Source organism: Mucilaginibacter sp. (assembly GCF_025362475.1).
Taxonomy (GTDB): Bacteria; Bacteroidota; Bacteroidia; order Sphingobacteriales; family Sphingobacteriaceae; genus Mucilaginibacter.
Genome location: NZ_JANYGH010000023.1, coordinates 84,198 through 106,336 on the forward strand (window position 1 = coordinate 84,198; position 22,139 = coordinate 106,336).

A 22,139-nucleotide genomic window follows, 5' to 3' on the forward strand; every position below is an offset into this window, starting at 1 on the left:
CAAAGACAACAAACCCGTTGGTTTATAAAATTACCGTATGAGCAAGCATTTGGAGTCGTGGGCGTTTAACATTACTTGCAGGTTGCCCGCGGAGTGTAGCATCTGTTCATTTGAAAATATATCTTTAAGTAAAACGTTGTCGCGTAAAGCGGTAACTTCATCTGTTTTTACGGTAATAATTACTGGCTTATCTGCTGTGTTTATTAAAATAATATATATTTTTCCGTCGTTAATCCTCAGCCATTTAGTGGGCTGGTCTGTGTCCATCAAATCTAATGGCACACCGGGCTTTCCCGGCCCGTATTGTGCAAGAGTTGCCGCAAGGTTTGCTATCTCGGGTTTAACAACTCCGGGGTTATCGGCCCAGTTAAAATGGCCGCCTAAGGCAAAGCACATGGAGGCCCAGGTTTTTGCTTTGGTGTAAGTAAAGCCCTCGTATTGCCTGTCGCCCGATTCTAACGCGTAGCCGGGGAATGCCCCGGGTTTGAGGGTTTCGGGCCCGCGGCCGACAAAAAAATCGGGATCAGTATTAAACAAGGTGCCATTCATCCAGTACCGGTAGGCTATCCGCAAATAAATACCTTTGGTAACATTCCAGTTTTCGGTAATATCGGCCATAATGCGCGCGCCGTCGCAAATTCCTGCGCAAGGCGCTATTACCGTGCTGCACCCCAGCAAAAAGGCATCTTTACCGATAGCCTTTTTAATTTCTGCCAAAAACTCTCTTATTACCCTTTCTGGAGGGAATTTGGAGAATTTATAAGGTCTGTCTGTATAGGCCAGCGCCAGGAAATCAATTTTAAAATACTTATATCCCGATTGGCTCAATTCCCTGAACCGTTCAATCACATATCGCCTTACGTTGGGGTCGCTGGGGTCAACCCGGTACCTGATTACGTGATCGGGCACTTCTTCCTGCACGGTCATGTGGTATTTATCAACCATATCTTTGTTTGACCAAAATGGCGAGATCCATACACCGGGACGCATGCCTGCCCCTTCTACAATTTTTGCCCAGCCTTTTTCGCCTTCAGGAAATTTACTAAGGTCAAACTCCCAGCTTCCCCTTTGCTTAAACCAGCCGTCGTCGAGTATGAAATTCTGTAGTTTTACATCATTGGCCTGGTTAAAATCATGCAAAGAATCTAAAATAGGCCTAAGTTGCTTTGTAGAGATGCCACCACGGTAAAAATCCCAAGTATTAAAACCCGAATGATTCACAGCCTGGGCAATAGGCATTGATGGGGTGTACATTTTTCCTATAGCCCGCCAGCCATCCATGGCATTAAATTCGGCACTCAACAATATTGGATCAAAGGTGATTGTTTCGCCTGGATCAACCGGAAATTTTCGACCCCTAAAATTCAAGTAACCTGTAATATCATTCCCCTTTTTTTTGATCATGGAGGTCCATAACTGCGGTGGTTGGTAAGTGATCATCCAGACCGGCCCCATCCGGTCTTTATCTGAATATAATGCCGCGTAATAGTAACTGTCGTGGTTTCTATCCCTGCCAACTTCATAGGTGGCACTTTCCCACATCATTCGTAGATCGTCCCCTGTCGCACCCTTTAAAGCCTTATCACTGCTGGTTATTAAAGGTTCAAACGATATTATGTGCAAGGTATCGCGCGTAGGGTTAAATACCGATACGCTTGCCTGCACCCACTTTCCATTGATGACTTTAAACCGTGTAATAACGTCCAACCCATCAATGGTTGAGCGGTAGGAGTCGCCGTGCAGGCCGGCATTCAATAAAATATTTTTACCGTTTAGTTGCGAGGTTATATGCGGCAGGTTCTGGAATGCCGATTGCACCCCCCATTCGCCGGTTGCAGTTTTTACCTTAAATGTTGTTTGCGCTTTTAAAGTAAAAACGGAACAATAAAACAAACCAGGAATAGCAACCATTTTTGCTATCCGGATTATTGCTTTAAGGGCATAGGTATTCATATATCGTGTTGTTAAATTTGATTAAGGTTGCTTATTTTTTTATTATAAAGGGCGATGCCGGTAAGCCGGATGTATTGTATAAAGACGCAATGGGGTCATCGGCCCAGGCGTAACGTACTGCAGCCGGACGCGATATACCCTTTACCTTCAACAGGATTTTATTATGGATTATTACCGCGCTGGCGGTTATAAAACTATTGGGGGCGGCAGTATCTGCCATTTCAAAACCCACAAGGGTGTCGTGATTTTTGATCGTTAATCCCCTCCCTATACAATCAAAATCAAGAATTGCATTATCACCCCTGATTGCTATTTTTTTGATAAGAGGGCCACTGGCAACATGTTTTTGGTTATGGTATATATTTACCGATGCCCAAAGTGCCACCCGGTGCCCAACTGTTTTTTTGTTTACTGGGTGGATATTATGGGTATCGCCAACATCGATGGTTGTTATCATCCCAACATTATTTAACTCTTTGGAGGTTTGTAATTGCGCCTGCCTGATATCGGCCCAATGGATATTGCCAGATGCATCTGAATAATTGGGAAGCTGAACTATGCAAAACGGCAATACAGGTTTGTTCCAGGCTGTACGCCAGCTGTTAATTAAAGTTTGCAATAACGTTTTATACTCTGCCGCGCGGTCGGCTATGCTCCTTTCAGATCCATCCGGCAGGGTGTTTGATTCACCCTGATACCATATTACCCCTTTTGCAGAAAAAGGGATTATTGGGGCAACCACATCTGCATAAAATTTGCCTGGAATATGGTTTGGGTTTGCGTCCCGGTCGTTTTTCTTTTTATCCCAGTAAGCCAACAGGGGCTTTAAAAGCGGTTGCTGCTCAAGAGCGGCAGTATTTGTCCATGATTCAGCGCGAGTATTACCACAAGCCATGACAACAATGCCAATTGGTATATTTTCTTCCGTTTGAAGCTGTTTTGCAAAATAATATGCCAAAGCCGAAAACTTAGCGGCATCCTGCCCCCTTGCAGATTCCCATTTAGAATTGTCTACATTTTCTGGGTTGAGTACCCCGGCCGGCATAGCCGTTCGGTATTCACGGATGTCATCATTGTTAATATTTGCAATTTCCCCGGGGCCGTCCTGCTCGGCAGCCAGCATAAAATTCATATTTGACTGCCCCGCGCATATCCATACATCGCCGACTTTAATATTAACAAGCCTTATTGTTTTCTCGTTGGCCGCAGATACCAACAACTCAAATGCTGCACCAACTTTAAAGGGTTTTAAAACAACTTTCCATCGCCCGTTTTTATCAGCGGTAGCATTGTGTACCTGCCGCAGAACTTTTATAGTAATTATTTTGCCAGGTTCGGCATTTCCCCACATCGCCACCGGCTGATTGCGTTGCAGTATCATATTATCCGCAAAAATGGCAGGCAACGATAATTGCCCGAATGACAACAGTGGAATTATCAGAAAAGCAATAACAATCCGTTTTCGCAATGGCGTTGAATTTAATGTTAGTGATTAATTTATAAAACTTTAGCTGCTATGGTGTAAACACCGGCGTTTGCTGTATTTGAAATATTGCTCATCGTTTTTATTTTGATACTAACCGGTGCCGCGTTTGCAATCTTATTCCTGATGATCATATTAAGGGTAAGCTTATTGGTTTTACTTAACCGTAACGTTTTAATGCAATTTAACCCACCATTGTAAACAACATCATCAGTAACATTATTACCTGCAAGGTTAAAGCTTATTTCCCAGTCATTGACACCACCACTTATTGCCACATTGATCACCGGCGAAAGCTCTATCTGCGGATCGGCATCGTTGGAGATAATTACCGGCATGGTGTAAGCTGTGTTGCCAGCATCGTTTTTCATACTTAGCCGAGCGTTGCTATTATCTAATATGCTGACACTTGCAGTTCTGCTTACCACGCCTGTATCCTTTGGTAGTACCTTAGGTAAATTATTTAGGTGTTTTATTAACCAGTAACCCACCCCTGTTAATGTATTGGCCGGCGTGGTTTCGCCATTGGAGTTTACTGCAGATTCGGGAAAGGTTGGTTCGTCGCTACGTTCGCCGTAGGTCCATATAGTCCACATATCTGGGGCGGCGTTGTTATCCTCGTGCCCAAAAACGCAGGCTTTGGAACTATTAAAAAAATCGGTTGTGGGGTTATAGTTAATTATCCCCCCATCTGCAGGGGCCAGCATTATTGCCGATTGTTTATGGTTTTGACTTGTAAATTGTGCTATCGAATAGCTTCCTTCCCGTATGTTATCGGCATTGCCAAACCAAAAACCCAACACACCATCGGTTTCCGCGCCATCTGTAGCCAAAATATCTTGCCTTAGCTGGGCATTGCCGGTTGTAGCATCGCTCATAATATTGCCTCCAACAAGCCAGGGGCCAACCAATGCGAAACAGTTGCGCGGGTTTCGGTAGGTTTTAAGCGTATTAACCCGTTGCGCGTCTATCCCATAGTTTAGGCTCGTGTTATCTACATTAAAACCGGCATTGGTTAGCTGGTCTATATACTTTTTATCGGTAGTTTCGTTGTTACCGCCTGTAGCATCGTCATTTACCTTGGTTTCCAGGCTGGTTTCAAAAAAGCAACTGTTATGCGCAAAAGCCTGGCGCATTTTGTTGCAGCTCTCCTGCGGATCTTCGTTGTTTTGATAGGAGTTTACCCACATGGTAATAAAATTGGTGTAAAAACCGCTGGCATTAGCACGCACATAACTCCAGCTGCTATAATTTGCGGGGTCTTCCACATCGTGCCACCTGTCTGCAATACCTATATAAACTTTTACCTGTGTATTTGGTAAGGTAAGTACGTTTTTTTGTTTAACGGTTACGGTATCCTGCTTAATATCCCCTTTAACAGGGCTACCTTTTTTACAACTATACATTGACATTAAAACACTAATAAACGATAAAATAAAGGTGCTTTTCATTTTTTATAATTGGGTTGATGATTTATTGAATAGTGCGCCAGCCATTAATTTTTCAACCAATTAATCTTAATTAATTGGTACTATTTATTCACAACTGCTGCTACATGTAACTGGTTACATGCAAGTTTATCAATTGCAAAATTTGGCGGCAACCCGCACTGTTATGCCCATGTCAACGTTAAAAGCCGCCTTGCGGTATCGCAAAACGGCTATCCATTAACTCATCGCCCCGGCAATAACCATCTATTACTTATTACCTGCACTGCCTATTCCATCAGCATTAAACCTGGTAATATCGTAGTCGCTGCCATCCTCATAAATAAAGAAATGTCCTAATAAACTCCAACCCCAAAATGGATCGAGGCCAACGCCGGTACCTGTTTCTGAGTGATAATATTCGCGGTTGCCGGCTTGTTTTAAAAGCGCATTGGTTTTAAAAGCCAAAACAGATGCTAGCTCATGATAACCGTAATATTTTAAAGCATGATAGATCATGTAATTGGTTGGTATCCAGGTATTGGCTCTCCAACTGCAGCCAAGGTCACTTGCCAGCTGTTTTTCAGAATAGCCTGGCTCAGACCGAGCCAGCGTGGGCACGGGCCAGCTGCTCCAAAACTCATTAGGATTCATCAATTGTTCGTAAATTATTCGTTTTGCCTGCTTTTCTGATGCTATGCCCGCCCATAGCGGTGAAAAGCCGGCTATACTTTTAACCGGGATAAGCCCATTGCCTTTATACGCATTGTCATAAAAAAAGCCAGTCTTCTCATCCCATAGTTTTGTTCTTATCAATTCAGCCTTTTTATCGGCTTTTAACCTGTATTCATTGGACAGCTCTTTTTTACCCCTGGTTTCTGCTATAGCTGCAAAGGCGCGCATTTCTTTAACCAGGTAGCAATTCAGGTCTACACCTTCACTTTTCCTGTCCAGCCACCAGCCGGCGCGTTCGTGTTGGTTATCCATGCCCGTATGAGGCGCGCTCATCCATTCGCTTAAACCATTATGGTCGCTGTCCATCTGGTTAAGCCAGTAATCAAGGTATTTTTGCAGGCGGTTAAAATTTGTTTCACTAAGCCAGGAGGTTTCATGGTAGTTATTGAAAACCAGCAGGCTTATCTGGCATAAAAATGGCTTTATGTGTTCGTTATTATGAAACTTATTGCCCGGCACCGATCTCACGATCATCCCATCGGGCTTTTGATGATCAAGAAAAATAGTTACCCCGTTAATGATATGGGTTGATGGCCGACCCATATATATCTGCACTATCGATTCAAAATACTGATCCCAATCATATAACGTTTTGTAGGCATAGCCGGTAAAATAAAACTTGCGTGTATCGGTATCCTGCAAAATGCCTTTATTCATTAATGAGTCTTCAGCAATCAGTGTTTTCCGCAGCGATAAAAGCGCAGTGTCTGTTTTTAACGTAAGCTTTGCTTTTTGAGCATTTGCCTTGCCAATAAATGTAATAATTAGCAAGGCCGGTAACAAGGTTTTTAAATGCAGTTTAAATAGGTAGGGCATGTTTTATTTTATTTAGATGATTGTATACAGTTAATTTAGATGGCCGTCCAGGTAATAAGCCCGGCATCAATAAATTGATTTTCATCCGCCTTTTTACAATGGATAGCTATTACTGCTTGTTTATGGCGTTTAAGCGAAGCCTTTGCTTCATTACTTATTTTCTTTAAAGAAAATTTATTAAAACCTGTCATCGTACACGCCTCAATACCATTAATGTATACCTCTACATTGGCATCGTGACTTATTGATAATACCATATTTTGCAATTCGGCGGCAGAAAGGGTCGCGGTATCAAACCGTTTTCTGAGCCATATATCGTTTGCGTTCCAGGGCGTATTTCCATTTTTTCCAAATCCGCTTTTGCCGCCCGGCCACAAACCGTCATTAAATAAAGGTTTAAGCCACCCCTTGGTAGGTTTGCTGTATGTATATTTCCAGACTATTGGTTTAATTTGTTGCGTTGGCAGTATTACCTTTGCCCTTGCATTGCCCCGCAATGGCAAAATTTTCCCATTGCACTCTAACTGTAAGCGGGTAACAGAGGGGGTGATATACACTGGCGACAAATCATCTGAGCCAAACATCGTTGCCCATATAGCACCCCGCTTATCGGTAAACAAAGTGCTGTGGCCGCCGTGCCGCAGAGCCTGCCAGCTATCGCTATAAGGCCCGTAAATATTATCGGCTACGGCAATATTCAGGTCATAGGTATTTTTGCCCATATCGTCGTTGCTTTTGGCCGAGTATAAATAATACCTGCCTTTATATTTAAGCATGCCGGGCCCTTCAAAACCAACATTTTTGCCGTTGTAGGTTTGCAGTGGTTTAAAGGGTTCGGCAAAACCCGTCATGTCGTTATTCATTAAGGCCATAAGGCAATGGTTGCGTAAAAAGTACACTTTGTCATTTTCTTCAAATAGCGATCCGTCGATACCTTCGGTTATGGGGCCGCTTACAACATCCCGGTATGGGCCTTCGGGCTTGCCCGATGTGCTTTTCATCAGCCCCGTCCTTATCCCTTGCGGGGCAAACGTACCCATGCTGTAAACCATATACCAATTTTTCATTTTATTGATATAATGTATCTCGGGTGCCCAAAGTGGGCGCCGGCCCTTGGCATCATACTCTTTTTGCCATGTACCATCTTTATCAATACTCCATACTAAGCCTAAGTCAGTCCAGTTTTTAAGGTCGGCCGATTTCCAAAGGCGTAAACCATCGTTATTGTCCCAGCAGTGCTGGTGGGCAAGGTTACCCGCCAGGTAGCAGCTGGTATGTACCATGTAGTAAACACCATTGGGACCACGCGTAACTTCCGGGTCGCGCCCTATAACGTTCATCATCACCCGTATGGGAGGCAATTCTGCACCTTCGGGTATTAATTGTGCCGCCGGTATAATTTGCCGGTGCCGATGCCTGCTTTGCCATTCCAGTTTAATAAGGGATGTATTTGAGCATTCAACTTTTATGGCATATTGGATGCCTTTTGTCAGGTTAATATTTGCTTTTAATGTAGCCAGGGTTTTAAGGACCGATTGGCTAATTAATAAACTATCATTTACCCATACCCGGGCGTTGCCTACTGATGTAAGATAAACGCTATACTGCCCGTTAAATTGAGGAATGAGGTAGCCCAACCAGCGTACAGAATCGGGACACTTTTGTTGATTGCGCCAATCGAAATTTATTACCGAATCACGTATAATTACCGAATCTTTAAGGTTTGCCGGGCTATAATAAACAGCCTTTAAGCCACGCTGGTTAAACGTTTGCGCTTTCAAACCTGCCGGAGACATCAGGAATATTAAACATAAATAAATGGCGGCTATTTTTAGGCAGTATTGGTTCATGCTTCTTTTAAAAGGCTAACTATAGCTTAAAGCTGCGCTAAAAACGGTGCAGCAATTGGCATACGATGTTAGCTGTATTTTGCAAATGCGGCAACCTGCGCTATCCTGTTGCATAGCAGCAAGGCAATATTTATAACATAGATAACGCCTTATTGACCATATTAACCGATCCAATAAATATGGGCGACCGCTGGTGAATATCATTGACCTGTATATCAAGTATCCTGATATGGCCGTTACTGGCAATGCCACCCGCCTGTTCAATAATAAAAGCCATGGGATTACACTCGTATAATAGTCGGAGTTTCCCGTTAGGATTATCTGCCGACGAAGGATATATGAAGATGCCCCCTTTGATCAAGTTGCGGTGAATATCGGCTACCATGGAGCCGGTATAACGGGAGGCGAACGGCCGATGCGAAGCCTGATCGGTTTCCTGGCAGTATGTTATAAATAATTTTACACCCTGCTGAAAACAACCTAAGTTGCCCTCATTAATAGAATACACTGCACCATCCTCAGGCATCATCATATTAGGGTGAGAAAGGCAAAATTCGCCTATCGAAGGATCAAGGGTAAAACCATTAACTCCTTTACCGGTGGTATATACCAACATGGTTGATGAGCCGTAAATAATATACCCTGCCGCTACCTGATGGGTCCCTTGTTGAAAAACATCTTCAAGACTTGCCTTGGTTTCGATGGTTTTTCTGCGGTATACTGAAAAAATTGTACCCACCGTTACATTTACATCAATATTGGTTGAGCCATCCAGTGGATCAATGGCGACAATATATTTGGCATCCTTCGCTATGGCCGAATCAATGTGGATATGTTCTTCATTTTCTTCCGATATAATCATACAGCATTCGCCTCCGCTTTTTAAGGCAGATATAAATTGTTCATTTGCGTATACATCAAGCAACTTTTGAGTTTCGCCTTGTACGTTCATTGTTCCTGCATCACCCACAATATCAATGAGACAGGCCTGATTTACTGCCCGGTTCACAATTTTAGCCGCTATACCCACATCGCGTAGTAAACGCGATAATTCTCCTTTCGCATACGGAAAATCGGCTTGTTTTTCAATAATAAACTGACCTAATGTTTTAACTGCCTTCATATAATGGTGTTCGTAGTTCAAAGCGAATAGCATGGTAACAGCATTTGCTATCTTGATTTAGAGTACCAATTTGTTAAAAAAGATAGTGCGTTCCGTACCCCCCCATAGCGCATATAGCAACTTCTAAAATGATATTGCATCAACTAAATACCATGCGTTATCAATGATTTTGCAGGCATAACCTGTATGCCAAGTTAAACAACCGGAAATTATTGACTGTCATGGGCTATCATGTAACTATATAGAGACAAGCATAAATACGGGAACACGTTTGATAACTTGGTACTTCTAAACTGATTTTTTGCAAGAACAATTCAGAATAGTCAGAACCGGGTAACGATTGTTTCATAAGCACTACGAGGCTACATACAAGTAGCCATTGTAAACCTTATGCCGGGTCCCTCAAAATTGCCGAAGCCCACTTTTACTACAGTTTTATCATTAACCTCCTGCAATAAAAGCGTACCATGTCCCTTAACCTGTTTAGCCAGCCTTGGATAAGGCTGGCCATGTGGTGTTAAAACAGTACGTCTTACCTTGCCTATACCCTCAAATAGCTTTATTGCTGTAAACCATGTGGCGTTCTCAAACCTGCGTTGAACATTCTTCAGGTGCTTTTATTAATCATGGCAGCAAGCGTTAGTACCGATAATTTGTTGGTATAGGATCTTCTCATATTTTTTTTTCAAACACCGTGACAGAATTGGACCTGCTTATATTGTATTTCTATTCAAAGCCTAATAGTTACTCAGTCAATTAGTTACTCAGTCAATTTTGCATGTAGATTTTGTATACGTTGCTCGATCTGGCTCATCGTCTGCGGTATCTGACAACACCTTCGCTAACAAAGCTGCTGTGGGTGGCATGGAGGATGTTGTCCTGGGTAAAATGGCCGCTGAGAAAAGGGACAGTAAAGCGGTTAAAGACTTTGGTAATATGATGGTAATGGATCATGGTAAAGCCAATGACGAGCTTAAAGCCATTGCCCAAAAGAAAAACATTCCCCTGCCGGCGGGCTTGGACGCAGAGCACCAGGCGTAAAGCGACAGCCTAAGTAAGCTGAGCGGCAATGATTTTGATAAAGCCTATGTGGCGGCTATGATTGAAGGGCACCAATAAACACTCGCCTTGATGCAATCGGAAGCCAGCAGCGGCAAGGATGTAGACTTAAAAGCATTCGCCGCCAAGACAGCGCCGGTAATTCAGCATCACCTAGACGCCATAAGTAAGATCGGCCAGAATGCAGAGATATTCTCGTCGGCAACTATTGTCCTCGTACATATTGCAATCATTGGATATGGTTCGAACCTATCATTCAGTTTTTTATAATCAAAATCATTTTGAATTTCTCTTAAGATCAAACGTTTTGTATATTTGTAATGCAGCGATTAATGGCTAAATACAGTGTTGTGCAAATCGTTGAATGATCTTTTAAGTATTTATAACTCATTATAATTTAAGAACTTACAAAGAGGGTTCGATTCCCGCTCTGAGTACTTTAGAATCGACACAAAGCCTGGTATGAAAATATCAGGCTTTGTTGTTTATATCAACATCACCCCAACCGGGGCAGAGAATTAAAGGATCAGGGATCAGTCGGAAATTTTACACCTATGAATTTGTATCAATATCGACTCGCGCAGTATTACCGACCAATCGCTCAAGTTGATCACAGATGACCGAGGATCTTTAGGTTTGAAACAACAGAATATTAAAAACGGGTTATCGCCTACAATTCCAGTCCTCACGGAATATCCGACACAGCACTTTCATTTATTCTTTTCCCTTTAAAAAACCATTGTCCACCAACCAAAGCCTGACTTGCCTGGGCCACTCTGTGTAAGAACCTTTATTTGTTTCCCGGATGCCAAAGCCATGACCCACGCTTGAGTAAATATGCAACTCTGCGGGTACACCGGCTTCTTTATATTTAAGATACAGTTGGGCTACCCCTTCTGATATATCCTTCCTGTCTTTATAACCACCGGCAATGAATACAGGGGGAGCTGCCGGGCTTACAGAAAGCCTGTGAATATTGCCGGGATAAATTAAACACTGAAAATCAGGCTTATCGCTTTCACGATCAATAGGATCTTTAGCGCTTTGATCTTTTGTTGTATAGCGCATTGCCGCTAATGCTGCAAGTTCGCCGCCAGCAGAAAATCCCATAACTCCTATTCTGGCGGTATCTATTCCCCATTCTTTCGCCCGGCTTCTTACTAATCTGATAGCACGTTGAATATCAGCCACCTCTTCCTTATCAACCGTATAAGTTGAATTGGTATCGCGCGCCAGGCGGTATTTTAAAACAAACGCAGCAATGCCATGATCCCTGAACCATTTTGCCGGGCTATAGCCTTCGTGACTTATCCATAGCTCGCTGTGACCTCCGCCGGGTGCAACTATAATAGCAGTTCCGGTAGCTTTACCAGCGTCGGGCAAATAGGGTGTTAAAGAAGGTTTATGCACACTTGAAATTACGATATCGCCCTGGTCGGTTACGCGCGTTTTTTGAGGGGCCGTTTTTCCCTCTGATCCCGGAGCGCCATTGGGCCAAAGTAATATCTCTTTCGGCTCATCGGTAACTGCGACCATAGCGCAGAATAAAAAAAATGTAACAATTGATTGCAATAGCACTTTATATCTCATAACAGTAAGGCATTAACTTTATAAATTGGTTTTGATGATTTGCAAAGCTAAATAACTGTAAATAAACCCTATTTTATTGTGCTATTGATTATCATTTTGGTGCTATTGATTTATCAATGTAATAAATCAGTTACTAACCTATACCGCTTTAGTATTGACGTATGCTTTATATCGTTCCTTGTATAAAACATAAATTTCCTGCAGTTTATCCCAGTCTTCACTTTCCAGGATATCTTTTGGGAACAGGTGGCTGCCTATTCCAACAGCCTTTGCCCCTGCTGCCAGGTAGCCGGTAAAATTTTCAAGATTTATTCCGCCGGTTGGCACCAGGCTAATATGATTTAACGGGCCTAATACTTCCCGGATATATCCTGTGCCTAAAGTAGTCGCCGGGAAAACCTTTACCATTGTTGCACCCAGGCTCCAGGCTTTATATATTTCAGTAGGCGTATAAGCCCCCGGAAAAACAGGTATTTTTTGAGCTGCACAGGTACTTATGACATCTTCATTTACAATTGGCGTAACAATAAATTGAGCTCCCGCATTTAAAGCCTTTTCCAGATCGTCAATAGTACAAACCGTTCCGGCGCCGATATTTAATTTATCACCATATGTATTAACTAATGACGCGATAATCTCTTCCGCACCGGCAGAATTCATTGTAACTTCAAGGCAGGTTAAGCCCGACTGCTGATAAACATGGCCGATGCTTTCTGTATATTCCCTGGAAATATTCCTCATAATACCGATAATGGGCATCCGGTTAAAAAGCTCCCATGAAAATTTGTTGTTCATTGCATTGTTGTTTTATAAATTTTATGTTGACCGCGCACAACTGCTTCATCAGCCCAGCTGGTATTAACTATCCGTATTTTTGACGAAAGGCCCAATTCTTCCAGGGCGCACCGGTAATACTCACCCAAATTTGAGCCGCCAAGGAGGTTTATTTTTTGTATGCCGGAGGTTTTTAAATCCTTTAGTTCAGTTGCTATCAATAAACCGCTCAGGTAATTATAGTTCTCCCTGTTTGATAGCTTATTCAGCAGGCTATTTGTTCTTACTTTAAAAGCAGCGTTTAATAAGTTGGCATCAATTGCATCATTCACCCCCATCTTAAAGCTGCCCGAAGTTTGTGGATCTGTTTGCTCATCGTTATTTTCAACGCTTAGCCTCAATATGCTTTTTTGCGACAGCAGTTCAAAAAATTCTCCGGTCATATAGGTCTTGATGCCAGTTATTTGATCCTTCGATACAAAAATATGTTTTGAATGCGTGCCTGGAAAAATGAACAATTCATCATCGATTTTTCCATACGATGGATCAATACAACCAATCAGCTGGGTTTCCTCTCCCCTAACTACATCATCATCAGACCGCAAACCCGAAATAACCATCACATCATGCGCAAAATGCCCATCTGCAGAAATAGATTGTGTTTTAATATTCGTACCATCTGTACCAACAGGCAGCTGGCTATAAGGAATGTCAATAAAACCTATCGTCGAAGATGCCATCCCCGAAATGATGAGTTGCACACCACTTAGGGACCTACTTGTTTTACTTTCAATTTTTTTGATGTATTTATTTATTACATCCAGATAAAATGAACGTCGTTCTTCTTCGGGTTGCCCACTTTGTTTCCACAAAGCAAAAGTGGCTGCAATGCCGTTGTTATCTGTTTCTTCGGCCAATATTTGATATCCGTTCACATCAACCAGCCGCAGCCTAAAGCTAGAAGTTCCCCAATCGCAGCTAAGAAACTGTTTCATTATGCAGTAATTTTAAATTTGGATTCTCCTGATCGGGATTGTTGACATTACCAACTAAAAACAGGTATGATAGCACACCTGCAAAAGCTAATATTCCTATAAATAGTATGGAAGATGTAAAACTACCGTCTTTAGCTAAATAACCGATAACCAGCGGAACTATTATTGACGATAAGCCGCCCATAAAATTAAAAACACCTCCCGTAAGGCCGATAAGATTTTTGGGTGCAAGTAAGGATACAAACACCCATGCTATAGATGCCAGGCCGTTCCCAAAAAAGGCGATAGTCATGAATAAAATTACAAGTGTGGTATTGTTAACATAGTTTGCCCCAATAATAAAGGTTGATAGCAGCAAACCAATTATTACTGGCGTTTTGCGTGCTTTATTGAATGAGATGCCTTTTTTTATTAAACGATCGGAAATTAAACCGGATAATATGACCCCGGCAAATGCGGCAAAAAACGGTATTGAAGATAAAAAACCTGATTTTAAAAAATCAAAGCCGCGATATTTAACCAGGTAAGTTGGAAACCAGGTTAGAAAAAACCATAAGGTTGATGTAACCGCAAACTGGCCTAAATAAATGCCCCATAATTTGCGATTGGTTAGTACCTGCTTAAATTCCTTTCGGGTGATTTTTTTTGACGGAAGGTTAACCGCCGGGGTATCATTTTTTGTAACAGGTCGTGCCTCATCTATTACGGGGTCCCGGTAAAAGCTATACCAAACCAGGCTCCAGATTATGCCAACTACGCCGGTACTAATAAATAAGCCACGCCAGCCCCAGTAACTTTGAATAACTGCTAAAAGAGGAGTTAAAAATGCGAGCCCGATGAATTGTCCCGAGGTATAAACAGCTATTGCGGATGCCCTTTCGTTTTCAGGAAACCAGTTGCTGACAACCCGGTTATTTATGGGGTATGAAGGCGCCTCGAACATACCTGTGGCCATCCTGAGGCCCAATAAAGAATAAAATCCACGGGTAATACCCTGCAACAACGTTACAACAGACCAACTGCATAATGTTATTGCATATAATACGCGGGGGCTAAACCGATCAATAATAATTCCACCCGGAATTTGGAAAGCGACGTACATCCAACCAAAAGCCGAAAATATCAGCCCTAATTGTATGGTGCTTAATTTCAGGTCGGCACTGATTGCAGTGGCCGCTACCGAAATATTGCTGCGGTCCATATAATTGATAATAACGTTTACAAATAAAAAAGCCAATACCCGGAATCTGGTTCTGCTATATTTATTGTTGTTTACCGTAGTTACCATTCCGCTACGCTCCCATCCTCATGGCGCCAGAGCGGGTTAGTCCAGTTATGCCCAATAGCTGCCATTTTGCGTACATGGTCTTCATTTATTTCGATGCCCAAACCTGCGCCGTCCGGTATGTTTACAAACCCGTTTTCATATTTAAATACATCTTTATTGGTGATATAATCCAGGATATCACTCCCCTTATTATAATGTATGCCCAGGCTTTGTTCCTGTATAAAAGCATTGTGACACGTGGCATCAACCTGTAAACAGGCAGCCAGCGCGATGGGGCCAAGCGGGCAATGCGGCGCGGCTGCCACATCAAAGGCCTCGGCCATTGATATGATCTTTTTACATTCAGTTATCCCGCCGGCATGTGACAGATCTGGCTGGATAATATCTACATAGCCCTCTTTTAAAAGGGTTTTAAACTGCCATTTAGAGAACATCCGCTCGCCGCAGGCTATTGGGATAGCAGTATGCCGGGCAATTTCGCGCATTACCTCGTTATTTTCGGGCAAGGCCGGCTCTTCAATAAACATAGGGCGAAATACTTCCAACTCCTTAGCTAATATTTTGGCCATCGGTTTATGTACACGGCCATGAAAATCAATACCGATGCCCACATAGTTACCAACAGCTTCGCGTACCGCTGCTATACGGCTAATGGCTTGGTCAATTTTTTCATAGGAGTCCACGTATTGCAGTTCTTCGGTGGCATTCATTTTTACCGCGCCAAAACCGGCTTTAACCATTTCTTTTGCTGCATTACCCACATCAGCAGGTCTGTCTCCTCCTATCCAGGAATAAACTTTCATTTTATCCCTGGCTTTCCCCCCAAGCAACTGATGTACCGGCGCATTGTAATATTTCCCTTTAATATCCCACAGCGCCTGATCAATGCCTGCGATAGCACTCATTAAAATTGGACCACCTCTATAAAAACCACCTCTGTACATTACATTCCAGTGGTCTTCTATATTCATGGGGTCTTTACCAATAATATAGTTCATCAGTTCTTCAACAGCGGTTTTAACCGTTGCTGCTTTACCTTCAATAACAGGTTCGCCCCAGCCCGTTATACCTTCGTCGGTCTCTATTTTAAGAAATAGCCAGCGTGGGGGTACTGTGAATAATTCAAAGCTTTTTATTTTCACTGCAAATGATATTTATCGGAGTAAGTTATTTTTAATGTAGGTTGCGCTTTTGGCAATGCTTATATAAGGGTCAATATCGATATAATTTTCCTGTTCAAGAATATTTCCAGCATTTCCTGGGCGTCTCTCGCCATATAATGATTGCTGTGGTTTATAATCAGGTCGCAAAGCAAATAACAGCCAAAATGATTTTTAACGATTGTTCAATTGTGCATATTTTTAATGCAATCGGTTTTATTTAATGCCCAATACAAGCGCATCGATGCTTTTATTTCTAATGTCTTATTTTCACTAAACGTCAGCATAAAAAATACGATTTTAATTAGCTTCCAGAAGTTAATCTATTTACAATAAATTGATTAACAGTAATTTATTAAAACAAACTTTCAATAAACACCTTCAGGTTAAAATTTATAATCCCATAATAAAATACCTGTATTTAAAGCTTTGAATGAACGATATACCCGCCGGCCGAAAACTTACCGGCAATTCAAGGGATAATTTTTGCCTAATGTGTTTTCTATATTTAACCAGCAATTGGGCCTTGATAAAACGCCTTCAGTCACCTTAAATATTGATATGAAACCATTATTATTGATCTCTTTATTTTTTGCCACGTTATATTTATATCCCGGCAACCTTTCGGCGCAGCAAAATACGGATTCACAAGGTCCTATTGCCGGTAAGGCCTGGCAATTACCTTTGAATGAAAAGGCAATATTACCGATGAGCTGGATCCCTGCGGGCACATTTTTTATGGGCAGCCCGGAAACTGAAGCTGGACGAAAACCAGATGAAAGCCCTCAAACTACAGTAACGTTAACCAAAGGCTATTGGATTGGCAATACCGAAGTTACTGTTGGAGAGTGGAAGGCCGTTACAGGAATGAGTGTGCGGGATAAGGTTAATAAATTACTGAATGATACAACGATGTATGATTTTATGGGGAAAAGGATGCTGATAAGGGATTTTATGCATTTTGACAAAAACGATCCCGATAAAGTATTGGCTAATGAAAACGATGAATTGCCCATGTATTTTGTAAACTGGAACGAAGCTATGCAGTTTTGCAAAATGCTTACCAGCCAGGAACGTGCTGCACACAGGCTACCCGCAGGCTATGAATATACATTGCCAACAGAGGCCCAATGGGAATATGCCTGCAGGGCTGGCACCACCAGCGCAACATACGGCAGTACCACTGATCATATAGCCTGGTATGACGGTAATAGTTTTAAAGATTATAAGGGCAAAGGGTTTGGCAATCCTGTTACCGGCTCGCGTAATGTTGCCACAAAGCTGCCGAATAAATGGGGCTTGTATGATATGCTTGGCAATTTATGGGAATGGTGTTATGACTGGTATGGGCAATATCCCGGCGGGCAGGTAAAGGATCCTATTGGCCCGGCAACCGGGATATACCGTGTAAACCGGGGCGGTAGCTTTGGCAGCGGCAGTAATGATGAACGAAGTGCTAACAGAGCCACAAATCCGCCTAATGAAGACAGTGCATGGCGTGGCTTTCGCATTGTGCTATCGTCAGTAAAAAGATCTTAATTCATTTTTTTACCGGTTCTAATTTCGCTTAAAAACTGCGAAGGCGTTTTACCGAACTCCTTTTTGAAAGCTTTGGTAAAATAGGATTGGGTTTGTATGCCTACCCGATACATAACATCGGTTAACAAAATATCCTCGTGCGAGATAATATAGGCCGCTTTTTTTAGTCGAAACGTTCTGACAAATTCACCGATGGATAAGCCGGATACCTTCTTTATTTTATTATAGAGCTTTGTTTTACTCATGCCCATTTCACGGCATAGATGATCCACATCCAGATCCGGGTTGCCTAATTGCGACTCTATTACCTGAACCAGTTGATCAAGGAAACTATTATCGCTTTGCTGATCCGTGGCTTCATGTGCCTCGATGAAATAGTTCTTTATATGACTTTTTTTGAGTGTGCTCTGCTGTCTGAATATGTTATGGATTGAAAGCAACAACAGGTTTATGCTTACAGGTTTTGGAAAATAAAGATCGGCGCCAGACTCCGCGCCTTCAATTTTAGACTCAAGCGCATCTTTTGCAGAAAGGATAATAAAGGGTATCTGGCAAGTTTCCGGATGTGATTTAATTTCCTCGCAAAAATCGATACCATTCATTCCCGGCATCATCAAATCACTTATGATCATGTCGGGAAATTCAGTTTTTACCTTTTCCAGGCCATCTATACCGTTTACAGCTTCTATTACCTCGTAAAACTCATCTAAGCTATGATGAAGAAAATTTCTTAGTTCATCATTATCATCAACTACAAGTATCTTATTCAACTGCCCCTTTTCCCGCCTTTCTACCTGCTCGGTTTCGGCTGTTTTGTAATTCTGGTGCAGAAATGTGCTGATACTTTCCAATTGTATCCCGCTATTATCAGCATTGTTAATCCATCTTTCCTCAATTGCATAATCCGCTTTATCAACGGGTATTTTTACGATAAAGTCGGTGCCTTTATTTTTCTCGCTATAGGCAATTATACTTCCTTTGTGTATCAGGATAAGAGTTTTTACAAATGCAAGCCCCACTCCCGACCCCATGTGCGCATCTGTAATGCGATAATACCTTTCAAACAAATGATGGATCGAGTCATTAGAGATGCCAATACCATTGTCTGAAACCCTTATGTAGATGTATTTTTTTGCACGGTAATTACTGTTAACCATCATGGAGTGCTTATACGCGGTTTCAAAACCATCCGGGTTGGCATAAAGCTCAATGGTTATTTCGCCGCCTATATTGGTGTATTTATAGGCGTTATGGATCAGGTTAATAATGATTTTTTCAATTATCTGCCTGTCAAACCATGTCTCTCCAAGATTGCGCTGGGTAGTGAGGTGCAATGCGATGTGTTTTTCTGAAGCAAGACTCTTGAAATCTTCCACCACTTCAGAAATGAACTGGTCGAGATTACCGGGCATTACCTTCAACTTTAACGATCCGCTTTCTGCTTTCCTAAAATCGAGAAGCTCGTTAATTAATAAAACTAATCTATTCGCATTACGGTGTATCGTATCATAATACAGGCGAAAAACCTGGCTCTTATCTTCGCTCATTATTTTTTCGAGCGGACCCAGTATTAAACTTAGTGGTGTTCTAAATTCATGGGAGATGTTTGTGAAAAACTGCAATTGGATTTTGTGCATTTCCTCACGTTTGTTTTCTTCTATTTTTTGCAAATCGAGGTTCTTTTTGAAACGCAGTAAATAATAGCTGGCCGTAATACCTGAAAACAAAACAATTAACCGGAACCACCATGTTGACCAAAACGGAGGCGAAATACTGATATCAATGTAGGCACTTTTATTATTCCATATCCCATCATTGTTTGATGCCTTTACATAGAAGGTATAATTACCCGGGCTCAAATTGGTGTAATTGGCTTTCCGTTCGGAGGTGTATTGCCAATCCTGATCAAAGTTTTTTAGTTTATATGCATAATGGTTATTCTCTGAAGCAGTATAGCTTAATATGGCAAAGTCAAATGATAAGGTAGACCGCTTGTAATCCAGCTTGATTTCATGGGTTAAACTAATATCACTTTTCAGTGGCGATTTCTCGTCACCTGGCAGTATGTCTTTATTAAAGATCTGTAAGCCGGTGATATATACCGGCGCCACAAAGTGATTCACCCTGATGTCCTTCGGATAAAAGTGGTTTACGCCGTTAATGCCGCCAAAATACATTTCACCACTTTTAGTTTTCATGTATGCGCCGGCTTCAAACTCAAGGCCCTGTAAACCATCGGCTACATTATATTTCTTTAACTCGCTTGTATTGGGATTGAATTTAGTGAGGCCGTTTGAGGTACTGATCCACAAAAAACCAAAGTTGTCCTCTGTAATCCCCTTTATAAACTCGCTTGATAAGCCCCCCTTGTTGGTATAAATGTTAAACTTATTTGTAGTTGGGTTAAAAAGGTACAACCCTTCCTGCCCAACCCATATCCGGCCTTTGCTGTCAGTAAATATTACCCTTATATCAGGGGTTTTATCCCCGTTTATAAAATAGTGCGTAAATGTTTTTTTTATAAGATTATAGCGATTCAGACCGCCGTCATCAGTACCTATCCACAGATTCTTTTCTTTATCTTCATTTAACGCGATAATGTTATTTCCATATAAGCTGCTTTTGTCGTTTATGGTATTGGTGAGCCGCTTAAAAATATGAGTCTTCGGATCAAACAGGTTTAGGCCCCCATAATATGTCGCCACCCAAAAATTCCCTTCGCTATCCTGCAGCGTGGTTTGTACATAGTTCGAGCTTATAGAATTTGCGTCAGAAGGTTTATTTACAAAATGGGTAAAGGTGCCCATTTTCCGGTCCATCAGGTTTAAGCCACCGCCCCAGGTACTAATCCAAAGGTTTTTGTCCCTATCCTCGGTGGTGTTTAACACCGCGTCAGAGCTGATACTGGTTAAGTCAAAAGCATTATATTTATAATGTTTGAAGTTATTTGTTTGTTCGTCGTATTGATTCAGTCCTTCATCATCGGTACCTATCCATATAATTCCTTTACTGTCCTCGTAAAAAGATTTTACATCATTGTAGCTCAGGCTATTTTCGGTAGCGCCCTGCTGCAGTAGCTTAAATTTTTCGGCAAGTGGCGCATAAAAGTTTACACCACCCCGGTGTGTACCTATCCACAGGTTGTTTTGATTATCCTGAAACAATGACGAGACTGTTTTTTGTGACAAGCTGAGAGAGTTACCCGGTTCATTTTGCGCATGCAGAAAAGTGTTACCCGACGGGTTCAAAAGGTCAAGGCTGCCATTAACTCCTCCAGTCCACACGTTTCCTTTATTATCAACCAATAAGCTCCTGATTAAATTGGTGCTGATGCTGTATGTTTTTTTGTCGTCATGTAAAAATTGTTTAAAAACGTGATTGACCAGATTTACCATCACTAAACCATTGTTTATGGTTCCCAACCAGATATTACCTTGCTGATCTTCCTGAAGCCTTAATGTTGGGACGCTTATCACGAAAGCGCGGTTGTTATTAAGATTAAAACTTGTATTTACTGTTCCCTTTGTTTTATCGAGCAAGCCCACACCTTTATCTGTAGCTATCCAAAAATTATTTTTGCGGTCTTCAAGAACACTGTTTACATCAAAATTATCAATTGCAAGCGGCTGGTTATTTTTGGGCACAAAACGTTTGAATTCATTTTTTTCGGCGTCGAATACGCTCAAACCACCGCCATTGCTGCCAACAATAAGCAACCCGCTTTTAGATTTATAAATACAATTAATACCATTACCCGGAAGACTTTGATTATTAACAGGATTATGGCCATACCTTGTAAAAGTATTTTTGTAAGCGTCAAAACGGTTTAGTCCATCGCTGGTACCTATCCACAAATTATGGGATGCATCTTCATTGATACATTTAATAAAATTATCGCTTATGCTGTTTTTATTATTAGGATCGTTCCTGAAAACAGTAATCTGATAGCCATCATATTTATTTAAGCCATCCCTTGTGCCAAACCAGATAAACCCTTTACTATCCTGGTAAATTGATTCAATGGTGCTGTTTGATAACCCCTGGCCTATGTTGATGTGCTTGAATTTGAGGTTCAGCGTTTGTGCATGGGCATATCCCGTTGTAATAAGCAGTATGAATATAATTGATTGCGGTAACAGGCGCAGGTACCTGCGTGTTTGACTATGATTCTTCAGCAGCATGATTTCCCGGTGTGGTGAAATGATTGTAGTAATTGGTTATAACAAATTAATATGCAGATAAAGTTATACATAAAAGGATAGATTGAAACTGCGGAAGGACTGGTTATATTCTAAATGTCCGATTGAACAAAATATATGAATAATAGCACAAATCATATCATAGTAA

General features: G+C 41.7%; 13 protein-coding genes and 1 pseudogene. 2 read left to right on the plus strand and 12 right to left on the minus strand.

From position 1 onward, the window contains the following. Nucleotides 1-30: 30 nt before the first annotated feature. From Q0R88_RS08625 to fbp, 6 genes are all read right to left on the minus strand, one after another. Complete coding sequence (locus Q0R88_RS08625) at nt 31-1,953, minus strand: alpha-galactosidase (RefSeq protein ID WP_295715080.1); 1,923 nt, start codon at nt 1,951-1,953, stop codon at nt 31-33. A 31-nt stretch (nt 1,954-1,984) separates the two neighbouring features. Beyond that, the gene (locus Q0R88_RS08630) at nt 1,985-3,421 is read right to left on the minus strand and encodes a sialate O-acetylesterase (protein WP_295715082.1); all 1,437 of its coding nucleotides are present in this window, start codon (nt 3,419-3,421) and stop codon (nt 1,985-1,987) included. A gap of 29 nt (nt 3,422-3,450) precedes the next feature. Beyond that, a complete protein-coding gene (locus tag Q0R88_RS08635; RefSeq protein WP_295715084.1) occupies nt 3,451-4,887 on the minus strand; it encodes a hypothetical protein in 1,437 nt (478 codons plus the stop codon). A 246-nt stretch (nt 4,888-5,133) separates the two neighbouring features. Further along, complete coding sequence (locus Q0R88_RS08640) at nt 5,134-6,414, minus strand: trehalase family glycosidase (protein ID WP_295715086.1); 1,281 nt, start codon at nt 6,412-6,414, stop codon at nt 5,134-5,136. A 35-nt stretch (nt 6,415-6,449) separates the two neighbouring features. Further along, a complete protein-coding gene (locus Q0R88_RS08645) occupies nt 6,450-8,264 on the minus strand; it encodes a family 43 glycosylhydrolase (RefSeq protein ID WP_295715088.1) in 1,815 nt (604 codons plus the stop codon). A 130-nt stretch (nt 8,265-8,394) separates the two neighbouring features. Then, nucleotides 8,395-9,387 carry a class 1 fructose-bisphosphatase gene (gene fbp / locus Q0R88_RS08650; protein WP_295715090.1) on the minus strand — a complete coding sequence of 331 codons (993 nt, stop codon included), beginning with the start codon at nt 9,385-9,387 and terminating at the stop codon, nt 8,395-8,397. A 774-nt stretch (nt 9,388-10,161) separates the two neighbouring features. On the opposite strand from fbp, the pseudogene Q0R88_RS08655 reads away from it, so the two are divergent. Continuing rightward, nucleotides 10,162-10,716 (plus strand): annotated as a pseudogene (locus tag Q0R88_RS08655) (DUF4142 domain-containing protein). A gap of 444 nt (nt 10,717-11,160) precedes the next feature. Here the strand turns inward: Q0R88_RS08655 and Q0R88_RS08660 are convergent. From Q0R88_RS08660 to dgoD, 5 genes are all read right to left on the minus strand, one after another. Beyond that, on the minus strand, nt 11,161-11,982 hold the full coding sequence (locus Q0R88_RS08660; protein ID WP_295715092.1) for an alpha/beta hydrolase: 822 nt from the start codon (nt 11,980-11,982) through the stop codon (nt 11,161-11,163). Between the two features lie 192 nt (nt 11,983-12,174). After that, on the minus strand, nt 12,175-12,831 hold the full coding sequence (locus Q0R88_RS08665; RefSeq protein WP_295715094.1) for a bifunctional 4-hydroxy-2-oxoglutarate aldolase/2-dehydro-3-deoxy-phosphogluconate aldolase: 657 nt from the start codon (nt 12,829-12,831) through the stop codon (nt 12,175-12,177). Next, nucleotides 12,828-13,805 carry a 2-dehydro-3-deoxygalactonokinase gene (locus Q0R88_RS08670; protein ID WP_295715096.1) on the minus strand — a complete coding sequence of 326 codons (978 nt, stop codon included), beginning with the start codon at nt 13,803-13,805 and terminating at the stop codon, nt 12,828-12,830. The genes Q0R88_RS08665 and Q0R88_RS08670 overlap by 4 nt, the downstream gene beginning before the upstream one ends. After that, nucleotides 13,789-15,093, minus strand: a complete 1,305-nt coding sequence (locus Q0R88_RS08675; RefSeq protein ID WP_295715098.1) for an MFS transporter — start codon at nt 15,091-15,093, stop codon at nt 13,789-13,791. The genes Q0R88_RS08670 and Q0R88_RS08675 overlap by 17 nt, the downstream gene beginning before the upstream one ends. Then, on the minus strand, nt 15,087-16,235 hold the full coding sequence (gene dgoD / locus Q0R88_RS08680; RefSeq protein WP_295715099.1) for a galactonate dehydratase: 1,149 nt from the start codon (nt 16,233-16,235) through the stop codon (nt 15,087-15,089). The genes Q0R88_RS08675 and dgoD overlap by 7 nt, the downstream gene beginning before the upstream one ends. Before the next feature lie 579 nt (nt 16,236-16,814). Here dgoD and Q0R88_RS08685 point away from each other — a divergent pair. Further along, a complete protein-coding gene (locus tag Q0R88_RS08685) occupies nt 16,815-17,792 on the plus strand; it encodes a formylglycine-generating enzyme family protein (RefSeq protein WP_295715101.1) in 978 nt (325 codons plus the stop codon). Here the strand turns inward: Q0R88_RS08685 and Q0R88_RS08690 are convergent. Next, nucleotides 17,789-21,973 (minus strand): hybrid sensor histidine kinase/response regulator transcription factor, encoded by a 4,185-nt coding sequence (locus Q0R88_RS08690; RefSeq protein WP_295715103.1) that lies wholly within the window; start codon nt 21,971-21,973, stop codon nt 17,789-17,791. The two genes, Q0R88_RS08685 and Q0R88_RS08690, sit on opposite strands and share 4 nt — an antisense overlap. Nucleotides 21,974-22,139 lie beyond the last annotated feature (166 nt).